Here is a 15,915-nt window from a genome sequence, read left to right as displayed (position 1 = left end):
ACCCAATCGATGAAACCGAGGAGAACCAGAATGCCCATTGATCAGCTAATTGAGAAGATGCGCGCGGGTAACGCGCCCGCAGATGAGGCGTCTGAGGCAGGTTCTCGGATCGGGGAACTGATCGCGCTTGCGCGTGAGGCTGCCCCGGATCGGGATGGTTTCGAGATCGCGGTGGGTGATGTGGTGGCGCGGATTGAGTTCGTGCAGCTCGCGGGAGCCCGGTGGTGTGATCTGACGGCCGTGAGTCCGCCGCGGAAGGGTTCAACGCATGACTTCGCGGTTGGTTACGACAGTCACGCCGTGGTCCGTAACTATCCGGTGGAGTCGGCGTGGGTGAACGGTGAGACGGTGCCCACGGTTCTGGTGGATGGTGAGCCGGTTGCGGCTGAGGTGTGGGCGGAGTTCGCGGGCCTGCTGGATGGGCCGGCGCTGGAGGATGCGGCGACGGTGCTTTGGGTCATCCATGAGTCGAAACCGCGGGCACGTCGCGCGGAGGTCGTGAAGGCGAAGGGGGCCGGGCAATGACTGATCGGCAGGTAAAGACGACCCTTTCGGTGCAGATGCAGCAGTACATCGACGGGATGCAGAAGGCTGCGAAAGCGACCCGTGAGACGGGCACTGAGGCGGAGAAGCTGACTCAGAAGCGCGAGGCGTTTCAGTCGCTCGGTCGGACGTCGATGCTCACTGGTGCGGCGCTGGTCGCGGCTGCGGCACTGGCGACGAAGGCGGCGATTGACTGGGAGTCCGCGTGGACTGGGGTCACGAAGACCGTTGACGGGTCCACGGAGCAGATGCAGGTTCTTGAGGATCAGTTGCGGTCTCTGGCGACGACTCTTCCGGCGACGCATCAGGAGATTGCTGCGGTGGCTGAGGCTGCGGGGCAGTTGGGTGTTGCCCGTGAGGATGTGGCGGCGTTCACGAAGACGATGATCGACCTGTCGGAGACGACGAATCTGACCGCGGATGAGGCGGCAACGTCGATCGCGCAACTGATGAATGTGATGCAGACCGCCCCGGAAGAGGTTGACAATCTGGGTGCGGCTCTGGTCGCTCTCGGTAACGATGGTGCGTCGACTGAGCGTGACATCGTGCAGATGGCTCAGCGGATCGCGGGCGCGGGCAAGATCGTGGGGCTGACTGAGGCTCAGGTTCTGGGGTTCGCTAACGCTCTCGCGTCGGTGGGTATCGAGGCTGAGGCCGGTGGTACGGCTATCTCCCGGATCATGACGGACATTGCCATGAGCGTGTCCGCGGGTGGGGAAGAGCTTGAGCAGTTCGCGCAGGTGGCTGGGATGTCGTCGGCGGAGTTCTCGAAGGCGTTCCAGACCGCGCCGGCTGAGGCAATCGCCACGTTCGTCGAAGGCCTGGGGCGGATCAACGCCGAGGGCGGCGACGTCTTCAAGACTCTCTCGGACCTCGGGCAGTCGGATATCCGCGTGTCGCAAGCGCTCCTCGGTATGGCGAACAGTGGTGACCTCCTCCGCGAATCCCTTGAACTCGGGTCCGGGGCGTGGGAAGACAACCTTGCACTGATCGAGGAGGCCCGCAAACGGTACGACACGACCGAGGCCCGGTTGCAGATCATGACCAACTCCGTCAACGATGCCGCGATCTCGGTGGGTGAACAGCTACTGCCAGCGGTGAAGGCCGGCGCGGATGGTGTGGCAGGGCTCGCGCAGGCGTTCTCCGCGATGCCGGAACCGGCGCAGGGTCTGATCGGGATCTTCACCGCCGTGGCCGGGACAGTCGCCCTCACTGGGGGTGCGTCGGTCCTTGCGGTGACGAAGCTGGCCGAACTGAAACGGTCCCTGTCGGAACTGTCGACCACCGGCACCCGGTTCGCGCTCATCGGGGGTGGGGTGACCCTCGCCATTACCGCTCTGGTGGCCACTGTCGGCGCTCTGGCGGCGGCACAGGCCGAGGCGCAGCAGCGGGCCGAGTCGTACGCGCAGGCGCTTCAGCAGGGCGGTGACGCCGCCCGCGACCTCGCGGTGGACAACCTGGCCGCGGAGCAGTCGTGGGCGTGGATGTCGAAAGGTTCCGCGTTCGACGCGGCGGAGAAGCTGGGTGCCAGCCTCACCACCCTGAAGGATGCGGCCACGGGCAACGCGGACGCGATGAAGGAACTATCCGTGTACCTGAAAGCCGCGGACGGTGACGAGACGGCTCTGAATGAGGTGATGAAGGAATCGGGCCTCACCCGCCTGGACGCGATCGGCGCGCTGAACACGATGGTCACGACGCTGCGGGAACAGAACGACGCCCTCGAGCGTGGCACGGAGATCAACCGGCAGTCGAAGACCGCGACCGATGACAACGCCGAATCAACCCAGACCGCGGCGGAGGCGTACAAGGATGCTGCGGCTGAGTCCAAGGCGTTCAACGACGAACTGTCCACCCTCATCGACATGATCACTGAAGCGAACGGGGTGGGGCAGGACGCCGTATCAGCGAACATCGCCTATCAGGACGCACTTGCCGGGGTGGAGGAAGCGATCGGGAAGGTTCGGGAGGGTGCGGAGGGGTACGCGCTCGGATTGGACACCACCACTGAGGCGGGCCGCAACAACCTCGGGATGCTGACCGACATGGCCGCGAAGTCGCAGGCCGCCGCAGAGAAACAGTTCGACCTGGACCAGAACACCGACGCATATAAGCAGTCGCTTATTGATGGTCGGCAGGCGCTGATCGACCGAGCGACGGATCTGGGCGCGTCGGCTGATGAAGCGGAGAATCTTGCGGACAAGATCTACGCCATTCCCGACGAAGCAAAGTTCAAGGTGCTGCACGACACGGCCGGCGCGGAGGCGGCACTGGCCAGGCTGAAGGCTGCTCTGAACTATGTGGACACCGCAGACCCGGTGCTGGTGGTGTCCCAGGTCGGTGGTGGCATCATGCGTCGTGCCAGTGGTGGCCGGATCAACGGGCCGGGTACGTCGACTTCGGATTCGATCCCGATCATGGCGTCCGACGAGGAACACATGCTGTCCGCGACGGAGGTCCGTGGTTTCGGCGGGCACGCCGCTGTAGAAGCGATGCGCGCTGCCGCTCGCGCCGGCCAATGGAGTGACGCGCAGCAGCATACAGTCTGGATGCCGGCATACGGCGGCGCGCAGGCTGGTGGAACCAGTGCAGGCAGTGGTGTGAGCTTCCCTGACACCGTCACGCTGGTCGACGCGGACGGGTCGATCCTCACTCATGCACGGGTGATCGCGGGGAACGCGGTCGCGTCTGCGGCTCGGACCAGTGACAGGGCCGACCGTCGCGGAAAGATGAACAGCTAGCGGAGACTGACGTGCCATTTGAACGGGCTGTTGCCGCTCACAGCGTCCACGTACCCACCGAGTTCGGGGTCCGTAACGTTCACGCCGCCGTTTGCGAATAGGCGCTGGATCGGCTCGCGGATCTCGTCAGCCGGCTTGCCGCCAAACTGGGCGCGGGCCGAGCGGTCAAGCTTCTCGATCGCCTCCTCCGCGATCCGCTTCGTACCCGCAGCGATGTCGCGCTCGAGCTGTCGCAGGCCCTGCTGGTTCCACTTCATTGTGACCTTCATGGCGTTCCTTCTTTCACCTCGGGTGGGTGTGCCTTGGAGGCTACGACTACCTACCGACACCTCTTGGTCGCGTCGCCGCGATGTCAGCATCCTCACAGCCGCCGGTATGGAACCTCCCAGTCCGCGAATCGTTTGGCTGACGCCTACACAGGTCAGCAATTGCAGTCTTAGCCGCGCGCATCGCAGCACTAGACGCGCTCCGAGCGGCAGCCAAACGAGCCGGACCTACCGAGCATCCAGGGGGCTGAATGCTAAGCCACTACAGGTATTTCATGAGCCACTCTGAGCCAGACTCCCCGAACCCACGCCAAGCCCCTGGCGTCGTAACCTGGCACACGAGCAGCTTGTCGCTGTTGTCGAGGAATCGACCGGCCCCGTTTCGAAGCTGTTCGGCAGACTCCGAAGTGACCACCAGCCACGTGCTGTCAAGGTTGTGCCAGTAGGTGCGGAAGGACTTCAAATACTCGTGCAGGCCGTCGTAGTCCCGCCCCGGCTTGCCCAGGTCGTAGCCCACCATGTACGTCGTCATTGACCTGCCCCAAATCTCCGTCCGTGCGACGGGTCTGGCGCGAACGTATCGCGACCAGTCGGTCAGAGCTAGACATCGTCCCGGGCGTTATTGCCCAGATATTGCCCTAGGTCACCGTGTCACGCAAAAACCCCCGGATTTCCGGGGGCTTTTTGGTGGGCGATACTGGGATCGAACCAGTGACCTCTTCCGTGTCAGGGAAGCGCGCTACCGCTGCGCCAATCGCCCGAGTCGTGCTCCGGTCGGGACCGGGAGTGGAGGTGGCGACGGGATTCGAACCCGTGTAAACGGCTTTGCAGGCCGGTGCCTAGCCGCTCGGCCACGCCACCGTGTGGTTTGACCCCACGTGCCGTGACTCCTCCGGGGAGAAGTCCCTGCACTCGAGCGGATGACGAGACTCGAACTCGCGACCCCAACCTTGGCAAGGTTGTGCGCTACCAACTGCGCTACATCCGCATTTCGTTCCCGCGTTTCTCACCCGGGCACTTGAAAGACTTTATCCCACGAATCGCATGACGCAAAACCGAGCGCGGCCCGCGCGTGTCTCCCCGTCCCGGTTCGAGACAGGCCTCGGCATCGGGTAGGATCGAGTCTCGGCCCCACGGGGCCACGGGCGATTGGCGCAGTTGGTAGCGCGCTTCCTTCACACGGAAGAGGTCATCAGTTCGAGTCTGGTATCGCCCACCACGACCCCCCGCCCCGGCGGGGTTTCGTCGTTCGCGGGGGCGGGATTCAGGCCCCGACCGCCCAGCCGTAGCGTCGATGGAGCGCGTCGGCGACCCGAGCGAACCTGTCGAGATCGAGGACGGATGCCTCGCGCCGCATGCCGTCCCGATGCACGCGGTAGATCTGCTCGACGTCGACCCATGAAGGTCGGCCCTGCGAGTCCCAGGCGCCCGCGCCGATCGCCAGAAAGTCGCGTTCGCCGTCGTGCGACTTACTGGTGAGTCGAACGACGTACACCCAGTCGGCGTTCTCGTGCGCGATGACCAGCACGGGCCGGTCCTTTCCCCGCCCGTCGCGCTCGTCGTACGGCACCCACGTCCACACGATCTCGCCGGCGTCCGGGTCGCCGTCGGCGTCGGGGGCGTAGGAGATCCTGAGGGCGTCCCGTGCCGGGGGGACGATCTCGACGGTCGCCGTCGCCCCGCTCCGCCCCGGTTCATCGTCTCCGGGCGTTACGCGCGAGGTCGAGCTGCTCTTCCTTGTCGTGGGGTGGAACAGCTGCGCGATGCGGCTCAGGATGCCGGGGCTTTGCGTCACGTCGTCACCCTAACGCGAACGAGGAGGGGCGCCGCGGAAGATCCGCGACGCCCCTCCTGTGCTGTGGATGAGGATCAGGCGCGAGCGCCCTCGAGCACGTAGCCCTCCTCGCCGTGCACGACCGTGTCGATCCCGGCGACCTCGTCCTCGTTCTTCACGCGGAAGCCGACCGTCTTCTCGATCGCGAAGCCGATGACCCAGGCGAGGACGAACGAGTACACGAGCACCGAGACGGCGGCGATGGCCTGAACGAGGAGCTGCGTGCCGTCGCCACCGGTGAACAGACCGGTGTTGGTGGCGAAGAAGCCCAGGTACAGCGTTCCGATCAGACCGCCCACGAGGTGGATGCCCACCACGTCGAGCGAGTCGTCGAAGCCCCACTTGAACTTCAGCTCGATCGCGAGCGCGCAGACGGCACCGGCGATGAGGCCGAGCACGACGGCCCAGATCGGCGTCAGCGACGCGCACGCAGGCGTGATGGCGACGAGGCCCGCGACGGCGCCCGAAGCGGCACCGACCGACGTCGGCTTGCCGTCCTTGATCTTCTCGACGATCAGCCAGGCCAGGAGCGCTGCTGCGGGAGCGGCGATCGTGTTGACGAACGCGAGCGCTGCGGTGCCGTCGGCGGCGAGCTCGGAGCCCGCGTTGAAGCCGAACCAGCCGAACCACAGCAGACCGGCGCCGAGCAGGACGAACGGCGGGTTGTGCGGGACGTGGACGCCCTTCTGGAAGCCGACCCGCTTGCCCAGGACGAGCGCGAGGGCGAGTGCTGCGGCACCGGCGTTGATGTGGACCGCAGTACCACCGGCGAAGTCGATCGCACCGAGGCCGAACCACTCCTGCAGGCCGTAGGTGATCCAGCCGCCGTAGGCGAAGCTGCCGTCCTCGGCGAGGCCGAAGTTGAACACCCAGCTGGCGACCGGGAAGTACACGATCGTTGCCCAGAGCGCGGCGAAGATCAGCCACGAGCCGAACTTCGCCCGGTCGGCGATGGCGCCGGAGACGAGCGCGACGGTGATGATGGCGAAGGTCGCCTGGAAGGCGACGAATGCGAGCGGCGGGAACGCTGCGCCCTCCGGAACCTCGATGAGCGCCGAAAGGCCGATGTTGTTCCAGTCGATCGCCCAGGGGGCGACGAGGCCCTCAGAGCCGGGGAACGCGATCGCGTAGCCGTAGACGACCCACAGGACGCCGATCAGGCCCATGGCGCCGAAGCTGAGCATCATCATGCTGATGACGCTCTTGGCCTTGACGAGTCCGCCGTAGAAGAACGCGAGTCCGGGCGTCATCAGAAGGACGAGTGCCGCGCATATCAGGATGAATGCGGTGTTGCCTTGATCCATCTCGGGGTGAACCTCTCTGCAGGGACGCAGGTGTAGCGTCGGGTCCCCCCAGTGTCGCGACGGCCCGTTTCGGCCGCGGTTCACCCTGTGTTTCCCGCCGGTTACGTGAAGCGCGTGTGCGTAAACATCGTGTTTCGCGGGGGCGGACGGGTGCCGTGAATCAGGCGAGAGTCGACGCCACCAGGCGCGAGATCGCGCGCAGGTACTTCTTCCGATAGCCGCCCGAGAGCATCTCGTCGGGGAAGACCAGGTCGAGCGAGACGCCCGTCGCCCGGATGGGCAGCTCGGCGTCGTACACCCGGTCGATGAAGGCGACGAATCGCAGCGCGGCGGACTGATCGGTGAACGGCTCCACCTCGCGCAGTCCCACGGCAGTGATGCCCTCGATGAGCCGGATGTAACGCGAGGGATGCACCTTGGCGAGGTGGGCGATGAGCTGGGCGAACGTGTCGTCCGACGCAGTGCCGGCGGCCGCGGCATCCGCGATCGCAGCCTCGTACTGCGGCGCGGACAGCACCGCGGCGTGCCCGTCGACCGCGCGGTGGCGGTAGTCCGTGCCGTCGATGCGGATCGTCTGGAAGCTGGACGCCATCGCGTGGATCTCGCGCAGGAAGTCCTGCGCGGCGAACCGGCCCTCGCCGAGGGCGTTGGGTGGGGTGTTGGATGTCGCGGCCAGCCGCGTGCCGGATGAGACGAGCTCCGCGAGCAGCCGCGTCATCACCATCGTGTCGCCCGGATCGTCGAGCTCGAACTCGTCGATGCAGAGCAGGTCGGCTCCGCGGAACAGCTCGACCGTGTTCTGATAGCCCATCGCCCCGACGAGCGCGGTGTACTCGATGAACGAGCCGAAGTACTTCCGCCGTGCCGGCATCGCGTGATAGATCGACGCGAGCAGATGCGTCTTGCCGACGCCGAACCCTCCGTCGAGGTAGACGCCGGGCTTCACCTCCGGCCTCTTCGCCTTGCGGAAGAAGCCGCCCTTCGCCAGCTGGCCCGCGCCGCAGAAAGCTCGGAGCAGGTCCTTCGCCTCCTGCTGTGAAGGGAATTCCGGGTCCGCGCGGTACGTGTCGAACGTCGCGTCGGCGAACTGCGGGGGCGGTACGAGCGCGGCGACCATCTCTGCGCCCGCGAGCTGCGGGGTGCGCTCCGCGAGGTGGACGATGCCGGTGCGGGCGGCGGAGGCGGTCATACGGATCCTGTGTCGGAGTCTTACAGAAGGAGGATGGGGCCTCGCCCGGGAATCTAGGGTCGGAGAGGACGGTTCAACCCTAGTCGTCTTCCCCTTTCGCCCTGACCGAGGAGCATCGCCATGACCGTCGAGACCGACACGTCGTCCGCCAAGTTCGCCGAGTACGCCGAACCCCGGCGCCTCGTCACAGGCGACTGGCTCCAGGCGCGACTGCGTGAGCCCGGTCTCGTCGTCGTCGAATCCGACGAAGACGTCCTCCTCTATGAGACGGGCCATATCCCCGGTGCGGTCAAAGTCGACTGGCACACCGAGCTCAACGACCCGGTGGTGCGCGACTACGTCGACGGCGCCGGCTTCGCGGAACTCCTCGGCAGAAAGGGGATCTCGCGTGACGACACCGTCGTGATCTACGGCGACAAGAACAACTGGTGGGCTGCGTATGCGCTGTGGGTGTTCTCGCTCTTCGGCCACGAGGACGTGCGGCTGCTCGACGGCGGTCGCGACAAGTGGATCGCGGAGGGCCGCCCGATCACGACGGAACCCGCCGGCCGCGCACCGACCGAGTATCCCGTCGTCGAGCGCGACGACACCGCGCTGCGCGCGTACAAGGACGATGTGCTCGAGCACCTGGGCAGCCCGCTCATCGACGTCCGCTCCCCCGAGGAGTACGACGGCTCGCGCACCTCGGCGCCCGCCTATCCCGAAGAGGGCGCGCTTCGCGCCGGGCACATCCCGACCGCGAAGAGCGTTCCGTGGGCGCGAGCGGTGGCCGCGGACGGCGGCTTCAAGCCGCGCGCGGAGCTCGACGCGATCTACCGTGACGAGGTCGGCCTGCAGGACGACGATGCGGTCGTGGCATACTGCCGCATCGGCGAGCGATCCAGCCACACGTGGTTCGTCCTCAAGCACCTGCTCGGATTCGAGCACGTACGCAACTACGACGGCTCGTGGACCGAGTGGGGCAGCGCCGTGCGCGTGCCGATCGTGTCGGGCTCAGAGCCCGGTGAGCTTCCTGCTCGCTGAGGACGAGGCATCCGCCCCACCCTCTCCCGTGAAATGATGGCGGGGATGTCCGACCCCGTGCTTCCCGCGAGTCTTGCCGAGATCCGCGACGAGTTCCTCGAGCTCCCCGAGTCCGATCGGCTGCAGCTGCTGCTGGAGTTCTCGCAGGAGCTGCCGCCGGTGCCCGCCGAGTTCGAAGGGCACCCGGAACTCTACGAGCGGGTGGCCGAGTGCCAGTCCCCCGTGTTCATCGTCATCGACGTCGATGACGCCGGCGTGGTGGCCATGCACGCCACGGCACCGCCCGAGGCGCCGACCACGCGAGGATTCGCGAGCATCCTCGCGCAGGGCATCACGGGGCTGACGGCCGACGAGGTCCTCGCGATCCCCGCGGACTTCCCGCAGAGCATCGGGCTCACACGCGTCGTCTCCCCGCTGCGCATCTCCGGAATGACCGGCATGCTCATGCGTGCGAAGCGCCAGGTGCAGGCGAAGCGCCGCCCCTGAGGCCGCTCGTCAGTCCTCGGCGGAGGGCGGCGTCGGAGTCAGGTCGTGCTCGGCCAGCCACCCGCCGATGCGCTCGCTCCAGCGCTCCTGATCGTAGTTCCAGAGCTTGGTGTGCCGAGCCACCTCGAACACCTCGAGCTGGACGATGTCCGGTCGCGCCGCGACGAGGTCGTGGGAGGCGTCCGAGGGGACGAATCCGTCGTCGTCGCTGTGAAGGATGAGCATCGGATGCCGCAGCTCCTGCGCGCGCGCGACGACGTCGAGGCGGTCGAACGGGATCGCGCCCCCAGCGCGGGTGACGGGCGTCGCCCAATCGCTCTGCAGCGCTCCGATCGCCAGCCGGCTGACGGTGGGCGGAACCCTCATGAGCCGGGCCTGATACTCGAGGACGAGTCGCCAGTCGACGACGGGCGACTCGAGGATCAGCCCGGTGATCGCGGCCCGGTGCGCCGAGTTCAGCGAGATCTGGAGGGCGATCGCTCCGCCCATCGACCATCCCATGAGGATGATCCGCTCGGCTCCGCGACGACGCGCGAACCCGACGGCGGCGTCCACATCGCGCCACTCCGTGGCACCGAGCGTGTAGGTGCCCGCTCGGCTGCGCGGCGCTTCGCCGTCGTTGCGGTACGAGACGACGAGCGACGTGATTCCGTTCCGGTGGAACAGCGGCACCGCCCGCAGACACTCCGCTCGGGTCGTCCCCCGGCCGTGGATCTGGATGACCCAGACGCCACCGGCGCCTGCAGGGAACAGCCACGCGGGGCACGGGCCGACCGCAGAGCCGATGAGCTCGGGGGTGAACGGGAGCTGCAGCTGCTCGGGACGGTCGTAATACCAGCCGCTGAAGGCCGCATCCGGCGACAGGCGGGCATCGGAGGCGACATGAGTGAGCAGCTTGCGCTTCACGCTCGTCTCGTCCTCGGAGAGCACGGAGCCGAGCTTGACGTAGTCCGACGTGCCGCTCGTGAACAGGCCGTAGCGTCCGGGAAGCTCGGTGTCGGGCGTGCGCGACAGCGTGATCGTCTGCGCCGCGGTGTCGAGCGACAGGATCCGCGTGTCGGGGAGACGCACGGCCGGTGTCACGACGCGGCGCGCCATGTGGATGGACGCGACCGCCATCGCGGAGAGCACACCGGCGAGGGCCACGCTGATCACAGTGAGCGCGGGCCGGATCCCGGCAAGGAGAGTGGGTGATGCGCCGCCCATCGCGGCGCGCCTGGAGGCGACCATCGAGGCCTCACTCTAGTCTGTCCGCGTGGCTGAGCATCGTCCCCCGGCGGCTATGACGCCGTTCGCGAACGTGGCCGAACAGGTGCGGGCGATCGAATTCCGCGGAGACCTGTCCGTCCGCGAGATCCCCGCGCCGACCGGGCTGGCGACGAACGCGCTCGCGCTGGCGGGCGACGTCCGGCCGGAGGATGAGGGCGTCGAGTCGGCGTACGGGACGGGGCGGTTCATCCTGCTGCACGATCCCGACGAGCCGGCGCAGTGGAATGGGCCGTGGCGCATCGTCTGCTTCGCGCAGGCGCCGCTCGAGCCCGACATCGGCGTCGATCCGATGCTGGCGGATGTCGCGTGGGCGTGGCTCACGGATGCCTTGGAATCGCGGCGTGCGGCGTTCCATTCGGCCTCCGGCACCGCGACCAAGACGCTGTCGAAGGGGTTCGGCTCTCTCGCATCCGAAGGCGACGGCGCGCAGATCGAACTGCGGGCCTCCTGGTCGCCGGAAGGCGCGATCGCGCCGCACGTGGAAGCATGGGCAGAGCTTGTGTGCATGCTCGCGGGTCTTCCGCCGGGCTCGGAAGGGATTGCAATGCTGGGTTCGCGTAGGGCGACGCGTGACTGATTACGTCGTCATCGATCGGCTCGAGGACCTGGTCGACGCGTCGCGGCGACTGGCGAACGGGTACGGTCCTGTCGCGGTCGACGTGGAGCGCGCGTCGGGGTTCCGCTACTCGCAGCGTGCCTACCTGATCCAGGTCTTCCGTCGCGGAGCGGGTGTGTTCCTGTTCGATCCCCCGCCCATCGGCGAGTTCGGCTCGCTGCAGGACGCGATCGGCGACGCCGAATGGATCCTCCACGCCGCGAGTCAGGATCTTCCGTCGCTGCGCGAGCTCGGCCTCGAGCCGGCGTCGATGTTCGACACCGAACTGGCCGCGCGGCTGCTCGGCCACGAGCGCGTCGGACTCGGCGCGGTGGTCGAGGACACCCTCGGCATCACGCTGGCCAAGGCGCATTCCGCGTCGGACTGGTCGACGCGGCCGCTCCCCCAGTCGTGGCTCGAGTACGCGGCACTGGATGTCGAGCACCTCGTCGACGTTCGCGACGCCCTCGCCGCGGAGCTCGAGGAGCAGCAGAAGACCGAATTCGCCGCCGAGGAGTTCCGTGCGGTGCTTGAGCGTGAACCGAAGCCGCCGCGCGAGGAGCCCTGGCGCCGGCTCAGCGGACTCCACACCGTGCGCGGCCGCAAGGCGCTCGCGGTCGCGCGTGCGCTCTGGACGGCGCGGGAGGACTTCGCCGTCGCGGAGGACGTCGCACCGGGGCGCCTGGTGCCCGACCGTGCCCTCGTGGCGGCAGTCCTCGCCGACCCGAAGTCGAAGCAGGACCTCGCGGCCGTGAAGGAGTTCACGGGGAGGGCGAGCCGGTCTCAGCTCGACCGCTGGTGGGCGGCGATCGAAGACGGACGCGCGTCGAAGGATCTCCCGCTGGAACGTGCGACCGGGGGCGACTCGCTCCCTCCGCCCCGTGCGTGGCCCGACCGCAACCCCGAGGCCGACGCACGGCTCAAGGCCGCGCGACCCGCCGTGGAGAAGCGGGCCGAAGAGCTGAACATGCCGACCGAGAACCTCCTCACCCCCGAACTTCTGCGGCGCGTCGCGTGGGCTCCTCCGGAGCCGGTGACCGCGGCGTCGGTCGGCGAAGCCCTCCTCGGACTCGGAGCCAGAGCCTGGCAGATTGCGCAGACCTCACAGGTGATCGCCGATGCCTTTGTGGATTCCGTGCAAGCGGTCGAGACGGCGCCGGAAACCGCTTCGTAGGAATCCCCCACCCGTTTTCCGGGCGTTCCGGCGCGTACCTAGGCTGGCGGCATCCCTATTTTTGGAGGCAGAGTGGCCGAGATTTCGGACGTCTTCTTCGTCGATGGAATGCGCACCCCCTTCGGGCGCGCCGGCGAGAAAGGCATGTACTGGAACACCCGATCGGACGATCTCGCCGTGAAGGCGACGATCGGACTGATGGAGCGCAACCCCGGCGTTCCGAAGGACCGCATCGACGACGTGGCCATCGCCGCGACGTCGCAGACGGGCGACCAGGGTCTCACCCTGGGGCGCAGCGTGGCGATCCTCGCCGGGCTGCCCCAGAGCGTCCCCGGGTTCGCGATCGACCGAATGTGCGCGGGCGCCATGACGAGCGTCACCACCATGGCGGGCTCGATCGGCGTAGGCATGTACGACGTCGCCCTCGCCGGTGGCGTGGAGCACATGGGCCACCACCCCATCGGCGGCAACGCCGACCCCAATCCGCGGTTCGTCTCCGAGCGCATGGTCGACCCCGGCGCACTGAACATGGGCGTCACCGCCGAGCGCATCTTCGACCGGTTCCCGCACCTCACCAAGGAGCGCTCCGACCGCTACGGCATGCTCAGCCAGCACAAGGCGCAGGCCGCCTACGACGCCGGCAAGATCCAGCCCGACCTCGTGTCGGTGGCGATCAAGGATGCCGAGGGCACATGGGGGCTCGCCACCGACGACGAGGGTCGCCGCCCCCAGACCACGATGGCGGACCTCGCCGCGCTCAAGACGCCGTTCCGCCCGCACGGTCGCGTCACCGCAGGCACGTCGTCGCCGCTGACCGATGGCGCGACGATGTCGCTGCTCGCCGGCGGCGGAGCGGTCAAAGAGCTCGGCCTCGCTCCGAAGATGAAGCTGGTCTCGTTCGCCTTTGCGGGTGTGCAGCCCGAGATCATGGGCATCGGTCCGATCCCGTCGACCGAGAAGGCGCTCAAGAAGGCCGGGCTCTCGATCACCGACATCGGACTGTTCGAGCTGAACGAGGCGTTCGCCATCCAGGTGATCTCACTGCTCGACCACTTCGGCATCGCCGACGACGACCCGCGCGTGAACCAGTGGGGCGGCGCGATCGCACTCGGGCACCCGCTGGCGGCTTCCGGCGTGCGCCTGATGATCCAGCTCGCGGCCCAGTTCGCCGAGCGTCCCGACGTCCGCTACGGGCTCACCGCGATGTGCGTCGGCCTCGGGCAGGGCGGCTCGGTCATCTGGGAGAACCCCCACTACAACGGCAAGAAGAAGTAGGACATCTCGATGACGAACTACGAAGACGTCGACTTCTCCCCGCTGAACGCGCTCGCCGAGGGAGAGGTCGTCACCCACTCGCGGGTCCGCGACATCCGTCTCGCCTCCGGCAGGGTGCTCGCCCTCATCACGCTCGACAACGGGCGCGACCACACCCGGCCCAACACGCTCGGGCCCACGACGCTCACCGAGCTCGGCGCCACCCTCGATGCGCTGAAGGCCCGCGCCGCCGCCGGCGAGATCCAGGCCGTGGCGGTGACCGGCAAGCAGTACATCCTGGCCGCCGGTGCCGACCTGTCCGACATCTCCAAGGTCGGGTCGAAGGACAACGCGCGACTCATCGCCCAGCTCGGGCACCACGTGTTCGGCAAGCTCGGCACGCTGGGCGTGCCGTCGTTCGCCTTCGTCAACGGCCTCGCGCTCGGCGGCGGACTCGAGATCGCACTCAACTCGTCGTATCGAACGGTGGATGCCTCAGCGGCCGCCGTCGCGCTGCCCGAGGTGTTCCTCGGCATCATCCCCGGCTGGGGCGGCGCCTACCTGCTGCCGAACCTCATCGGAATCGAGAACGCGCTCGAGGTCGTCATCTCGAACCCGCTCAAGCAGAACCGGATGCTGAAGCCCCAGCAGGCGTTCGACTACGGGATCTTCGACGCGATCTTCCCCGCAGCGAACTACCTCGAGGACTCGCTGAAGTGGGCGGACGCCGTGCTCGCCGGCGGCGTCAAGGTCGACCGCCGGAACGAGCCGGGCAAGATCGAGCGTCTGACGAAGTGGCCCATCGCGATCAAGATGGCCCGCGGCATGCTCGAGTCGAAGATCGGCACCGTGCCGAAGTCTCCCTACGCGGCGCTCGAGCTGCTCGAGAAGGCGAAGGGCGGCACGAAGGCCGAGGGCTTCGCCCGTGAGGACGAGGCGCTTGCCGACCTCGTCACGGGCGATCAGTTCGCCGCGTCCATGTACGCGTTCGATCTCGTGCAGAAGCGGGCGAAGCGCCCCGTCGGTGCACCCGACAAGGGCCTCGCCAAGAAGGTGACCAAGGTCGGCATCATCGGCGCCGGTCTCATGGCGAGCCAGTTCGCGCTGCTCTTCGTGCGCAAGCTCCAGGTTCCGGTGCTCATCACCGACCTCGACCAGGCCCGAGTCGACAAGGGTGTGGCGTACATCCACGACGAGATCGGCAAGCTCGAGGCCAAGGGCCGGCTCGACGCCGATGCCGCCAACCGCCTGCGCGCGCTCGTGACGGGCACGACCGACAAGAGCCTCTACGCGGACTGCGACTTCGTGATCGAGGCCGTGTTCGAGGAAGTCGGCGTCAAGCAGACCGTGTTCGGCGAGATCGAGCAGATCATCGCCGAGGATGCGATCCTCGCCACCAACACCTCCTCGCTCTCGGTCGAGGAGATCGGCGCGAAGCTCGCGAACCCGGAGCGGCTCGTCGGCTTCCACTTCTTCAACCCGGTGGCGGTGATGCCGCTCATCGAGATCGTGAAGACCCCGAACACCTCGGACGCCGCGCTCTCGACCGCTTTCGTCGTCGCGAAGGGTCTCGGCAAGAACGCGGTCCTCACCGCCGACGCACCGGGCTTCGTCGTGAACCGCCTTCTCGCGAAGGTCATGGGCGAGGCCGCGCGCGCCGTGTACGAGGGAACGCCGCTCCTCACGGTCGAGAAGGCGTTCCAGCCGCTCGGCCTGCCGATGACGCCGTTCCAGCTCATCGATCTCGTGGGATGGAAGGTCGCTGCCCACGTGCAGGACACGATGGTCACGGCATTCCCCGAGCGCTTCTACGCCTCGGAGAACTTCCACCGGCTCGCGGAGCTGCCGGAGGTCGTCGAGAAGGACAAGAGCGGGCGCGTGACCGGCTGGACGAAGGCCGCGGAGAAGGTGCTCAAGGGCGCCGTCGGCTCGTCGCCGTCGAGCGAGGCGGAGATCCTCCGGCGCGTCCAGGACGGGCTCGCGAAGGAGATCAGGATCATGCTCGACGAGGGCGTCGTGCCCGAGGTCGAAGACATCGACCTCTGCCTCATCCTCGGTGCGGGCTGGCCCTTCATCGACGGCGGCGCGTCGCCGTACCTCGACCGCGAGGGGGCCTCCGAGCGCGTCTTCGGCGACACGTTCCACCACCCCGTGATCACGGGCATCGGCGACTAGTCGGCTGCGAACGTCGAAGGGCGGTCCTCCTGCGGGAGAGCCGCCCTTCGACGTACGGGCGC

At 67.5% G+C, this 15,915-nt stretch carries 14 protein-coding genes and 4 tRNA genes; 9 read left to right on the top strand and 9 right to left on the bottom strand.

Features of this window, described 5'->3' with window-relative positions; genetic code table 11:
- Positions 1 to 30: 30 nt before the first annotated feature.
- Together EER34_RS11775 and EER34_RS11770 are read left to right on the top strand one after the other, a co-directional pair.
- Positions 31 to 525, top strand: coding sequence for a hypothetical protein (locus EER34_RS11775; RefSeq protein WP_127475040.1), 495 nt, complete (start codon positions 31 to 33; stop codon positions 523 to 525).
- Positions 522 to 3,284: a phage tail tape measure protein gene (locus tag EER34_RS11770; protein ID WP_127475039.1), complete on the top strand. Its 2,763-nt coding sequence runs from the start codon at positions 522 to 524 to the stop codon at positions 3,282 to 3,284. Before EER34_RS11775 ends, EER34_RS11770 begins: the two co-directional genes overlap by 4 nt.
- On the opposite strand, the gene EER34_RS11765 is transcribed toward EER34_RS11770, so the two are convergent.
- The 5 genes from EER34_RS11765 to EER34_RS11745 form a co-directional block, all read right to left on the bottom strand.
- Entirely contained in the window at positions 3,281 to 3,553 is a 273-nt protein-coding gene (locus EER34_RS11765; protein ID WP_127475037.1) for a hypothetical protein, read from the bottom strand. The two genes, EER34_RS11770 and EER34_RS11765, sit on opposite strands and share 4 nt — an antisense overlap.
- A gap of 259 nt (positions 3,554 to 3,812) precedes the next feature.
- Positions 3,813 to 4,082 carry a SinR family protein gene (locus EER34_RS11760; protein WP_127475035.1) on the bottom strand — a complete coding sequence of 90 codons (270 nt, stop codon included), beginning with the start codon at positions 4,080 to 4,082 and terminating at the stop codon, positions 3,813 to 3,815.
- Between the two features lie 153 nt (positions 4,083 to 4,235).
- Positions 4,236 to 4,310: transfer RNA gene (locus tag EER34_RS11755), tRNA-Val, on the bottom strand.
- Between the two features lie 27 nt (positions 4,311 to 4,337).
- Positions 4,338 to 4,411 (bottom strand) — tRNA-Cys (locus EER34_RS11750).
- A gap of 54 nt (positions 4,412 to 4,465) precedes the next feature.
- Positions 4,466 to 4,538, bottom strand: a tRNA-Gly gene (locus EER34_RS11745).
- 155 nt (positions 4,539 to 4,693) lie between these two features.
- Here EER34_RS11745 and EER34_RS11740 point away from each other — a divergent pair.
- Positions 4,694 to 4,769, top strand: a tRNA-Val gene (locus EER34_RS11740).
- Between the two features lie 45 nt (positions 4,770 to 4,814).
- Here EER34_RS11740 and EER34_RS11735 read toward each other — a convergent pair.
- The 3 genes from EER34_RS11735 to zapE form a co-directional block, all read right to left on the bottom strand.
- Positions 4,815 to 5,345, bottom strand: a complete 531-nt coding sequence (locus EER34_RS11735) for a type II toxin-antitoxin system PemK/MazF family toxin (protein WP_127475033.1) — start codon at positions 5,343 to 5,345, stop codon at positions 4,815 to 4,817.
- A gap of 74 nt (positions 5,346 to 5,419) precedes the next feature.
- Complete coding sequence (locus EER34_RS11730; RefSeq protein ID WP_127475031.1) at positions 5,420 to 6,688, bottom strand: ammonium transporter; 1,269 nt, start codon at positions 6,686 to 6,688, stop codon at positions 5,420 to 5,422.
- Positions 6,689 to 6,848: 160 nt separating this feature from the next.
- Positions 6,849 to 7,877 carry a cell division protein ZapE gene (gene zapE, locus EER34_RS11725; protein WP_127475029.1) on the bottom strand — a complete coding sequence of 343 codons (1,029 nt, stop codon included), beginning with the start codon at positions 7,875 to 7,877 and terminating at the stop codon, positions 6,849 to 6,851.
- Positions 7,878 to 7,997: 120 nt separating this feature from the next.
- Between zapE and EER34_RS11720 the strand changes: the two genes are divergently transcribed.
- The gene (locus tag EER34_RS11720; RefSeq protein ID WP_127475027.1) at positions 7,998 to 8,900 is read left to right on the top strand and encodes a sulfurtransferase; all 903 of its coding nucleotides are present in this window, start codon (positions 7,998 to 8,000) and stop codon (positions 8,898 to 8,900) included.
- Between the two features lie 45 nt (positions 8,901 to 8,945).
- Positions 8,946 to 9,386: a SufE family protein gene (locus EER34_RS11715; RefSeq protein ID WP_127475025.1), complete on the top strand. Its 441-nt coding sequence runs from the start codon at positions 8,946 to 8,948 to the stop codon at positions 9,384 to 9,386.
- Between the two features lie 9 nt (positions 9,387 to 9,395).
- Here the strand turns inward: EER34_RS11715 and EER34_RS11710 are convergent, their stop codons facing one another.
- Complete coding sequence (locus EER34_RS11710; RefSeq protein ID WP_127475023.1) at positions 9,396 to 10,616, bottom strand: alpha/beta hydrolase family protein; 1,221 nt, start codon at positions 10,614 to 10,616, stop codon at positions 9,396 to 9,398.
- A gap of 52 nt (positions 10,617 to 10,668) precedes the next feature.
- Between EER34_RS11710 and EER34_RS11705 the strand changes: the two genes are divergently transcribed.
- The 4 genes from EER34_RS11705 (at position 10,669) to EER34_RS11690 (ending at position 15,853) form a co-directional block, all read left to right on the top strand.
- Positions 10,669 to 11,232, top strand: coding sequence for a DUF3000 domain-containing protein (locus EER34_RS11705; protein WP_127475652.1), 564 nt, complete (start codon positions 10,669 to 10,671; stop codon positions 11,230 to 11,232).
- Positions 11,225 to 12,424 (top strand): ribonuclease D, encoded by a 1,200-nt coding sequence (locus EER34_RS11700; protein ID WP_127475021.1) that lies wholly within the window; start codon positions 11,225 to 11,227, stop codon positions 12,422 to 12,424. The genes EER34_RS11705 and EER34_RS11700 overlap by 8 nt, the downstream gene beginning before the upstream one ends.
- A 72-nt stretch (positions 12,425 to 12,496) precedes the next feature.
- Positions 12,497 to 13,699, top strand: a complete 1,203-nt coding sequence (locus EER34_RS11695) for a thiolase family protein (RefSeq protein ID WP_127475019.1) — start codon at positions 12,497 to 12,499, stop codon at positions 13,697 to 13,699.
- 9 nt (positions 13,700 to 13,708) lie between these two features.
- Positions 13,709 to 15,853, top strand: a complete 2,145-nt coding sequence (locus EER34_RS11690) for a 3-hydroxyacyl-CoA dehydrogenase NAD-binding domain-containing protein (RefSeq protein WP_127475018.1) — start codon at positions 13,709 to 13,711, stop codon at positions 15,851 to 15,853.
- Positions 15,854 to 15,915 lie beyond the last annotated feature (62 nt).

This window comes from Microbacterium sulfonylureivorans (assembly GCF_003999995.1).
Lineage (GTDB): Bacteria > Actinomycetota > Actinomycetes > Actinomycetales > Microbacteriaceae > Microbacterium > Microbacterium sulfonylureivorans.
Note: the sequence above shows the minus strand (reverse complement) of the source record. Positions and strands in the feature narration are given on the sequence as shown.

Coding starts and splice junctions, on each gene's coding strand:
- EER34_RS11775 (WP_127475040.1), top strand. CDS start 31: ATGCCCATTGATCAGCTAATTGAGAAGATGCGCGCGGGTAACGCGCCC.
- EER34_RS11690 (WP_127475018.1), top strand. CDS start 13,709: ATGACGAACTACGAAGACGTCGACTTCTCCCCGCTGAACGCGCTCGCC.
- EER34_RS11715 (WP_127475025.1), top strand. CDS start 8,946: ATGTCCGACCCCGTGCTTCCCGCGAGTCTTGCCGAGATCCGCGACGAG.
- EER34_RS11710 (WP_127475023.1), bottom strand. CDS start 10,616: ATGGTCGCCTCCAGGCGCGCCGCGATGGGCGGCGCATCACCCACTCTC.
- EER34_RS11720 (WP_127475027.1), top strand. CDS start 7,998: ATGACCGTCGAGACCGACACGTCGTCCGCCAAGTTCGCCGAGTACGCC.
- EER34_RS11770 (WP_127475039.1), top strand. CDS start 522: ATGACTGATCGGCAGGTAAAGACGACCCTTTCGGTGCAGATGCAGCAG.
- EER34_RS11730 (WP_127475031.1), bottom strand. CDS start 6,688: ATGGATCAAGGCAACACCGCATTCATCCTGATATGCGCGGCACTCGTC.
- zapE (WP_127475029.1), bottom strand. CDS start 7,877: ATGACCGCCTCCGCCGCCCGCACCGGCATCGTCCACCTCGCGGAGCGC.
- EER34_RS11705 (WP_127475652.1), top strand. CDS start 10,669: ATGACGCCGTTCGCGAACGTGGCCGAACAGGTGCGGGCGATCGAATTC.
- EER34_RS11765 (WP_127475037.1), bottom strand. CDS start 3,553: ATGAAGGTCACAATGAAGTGGAACCAGCAGGGCCTGCGACAGCTCGAG.
- EER34_RS11760 (WP_127475035.1), bottom strand. CDS start 4,082: ATGACGACGTACATGGTGGGCTACGACCTGGGCAAGCCGGGGCGGGAC.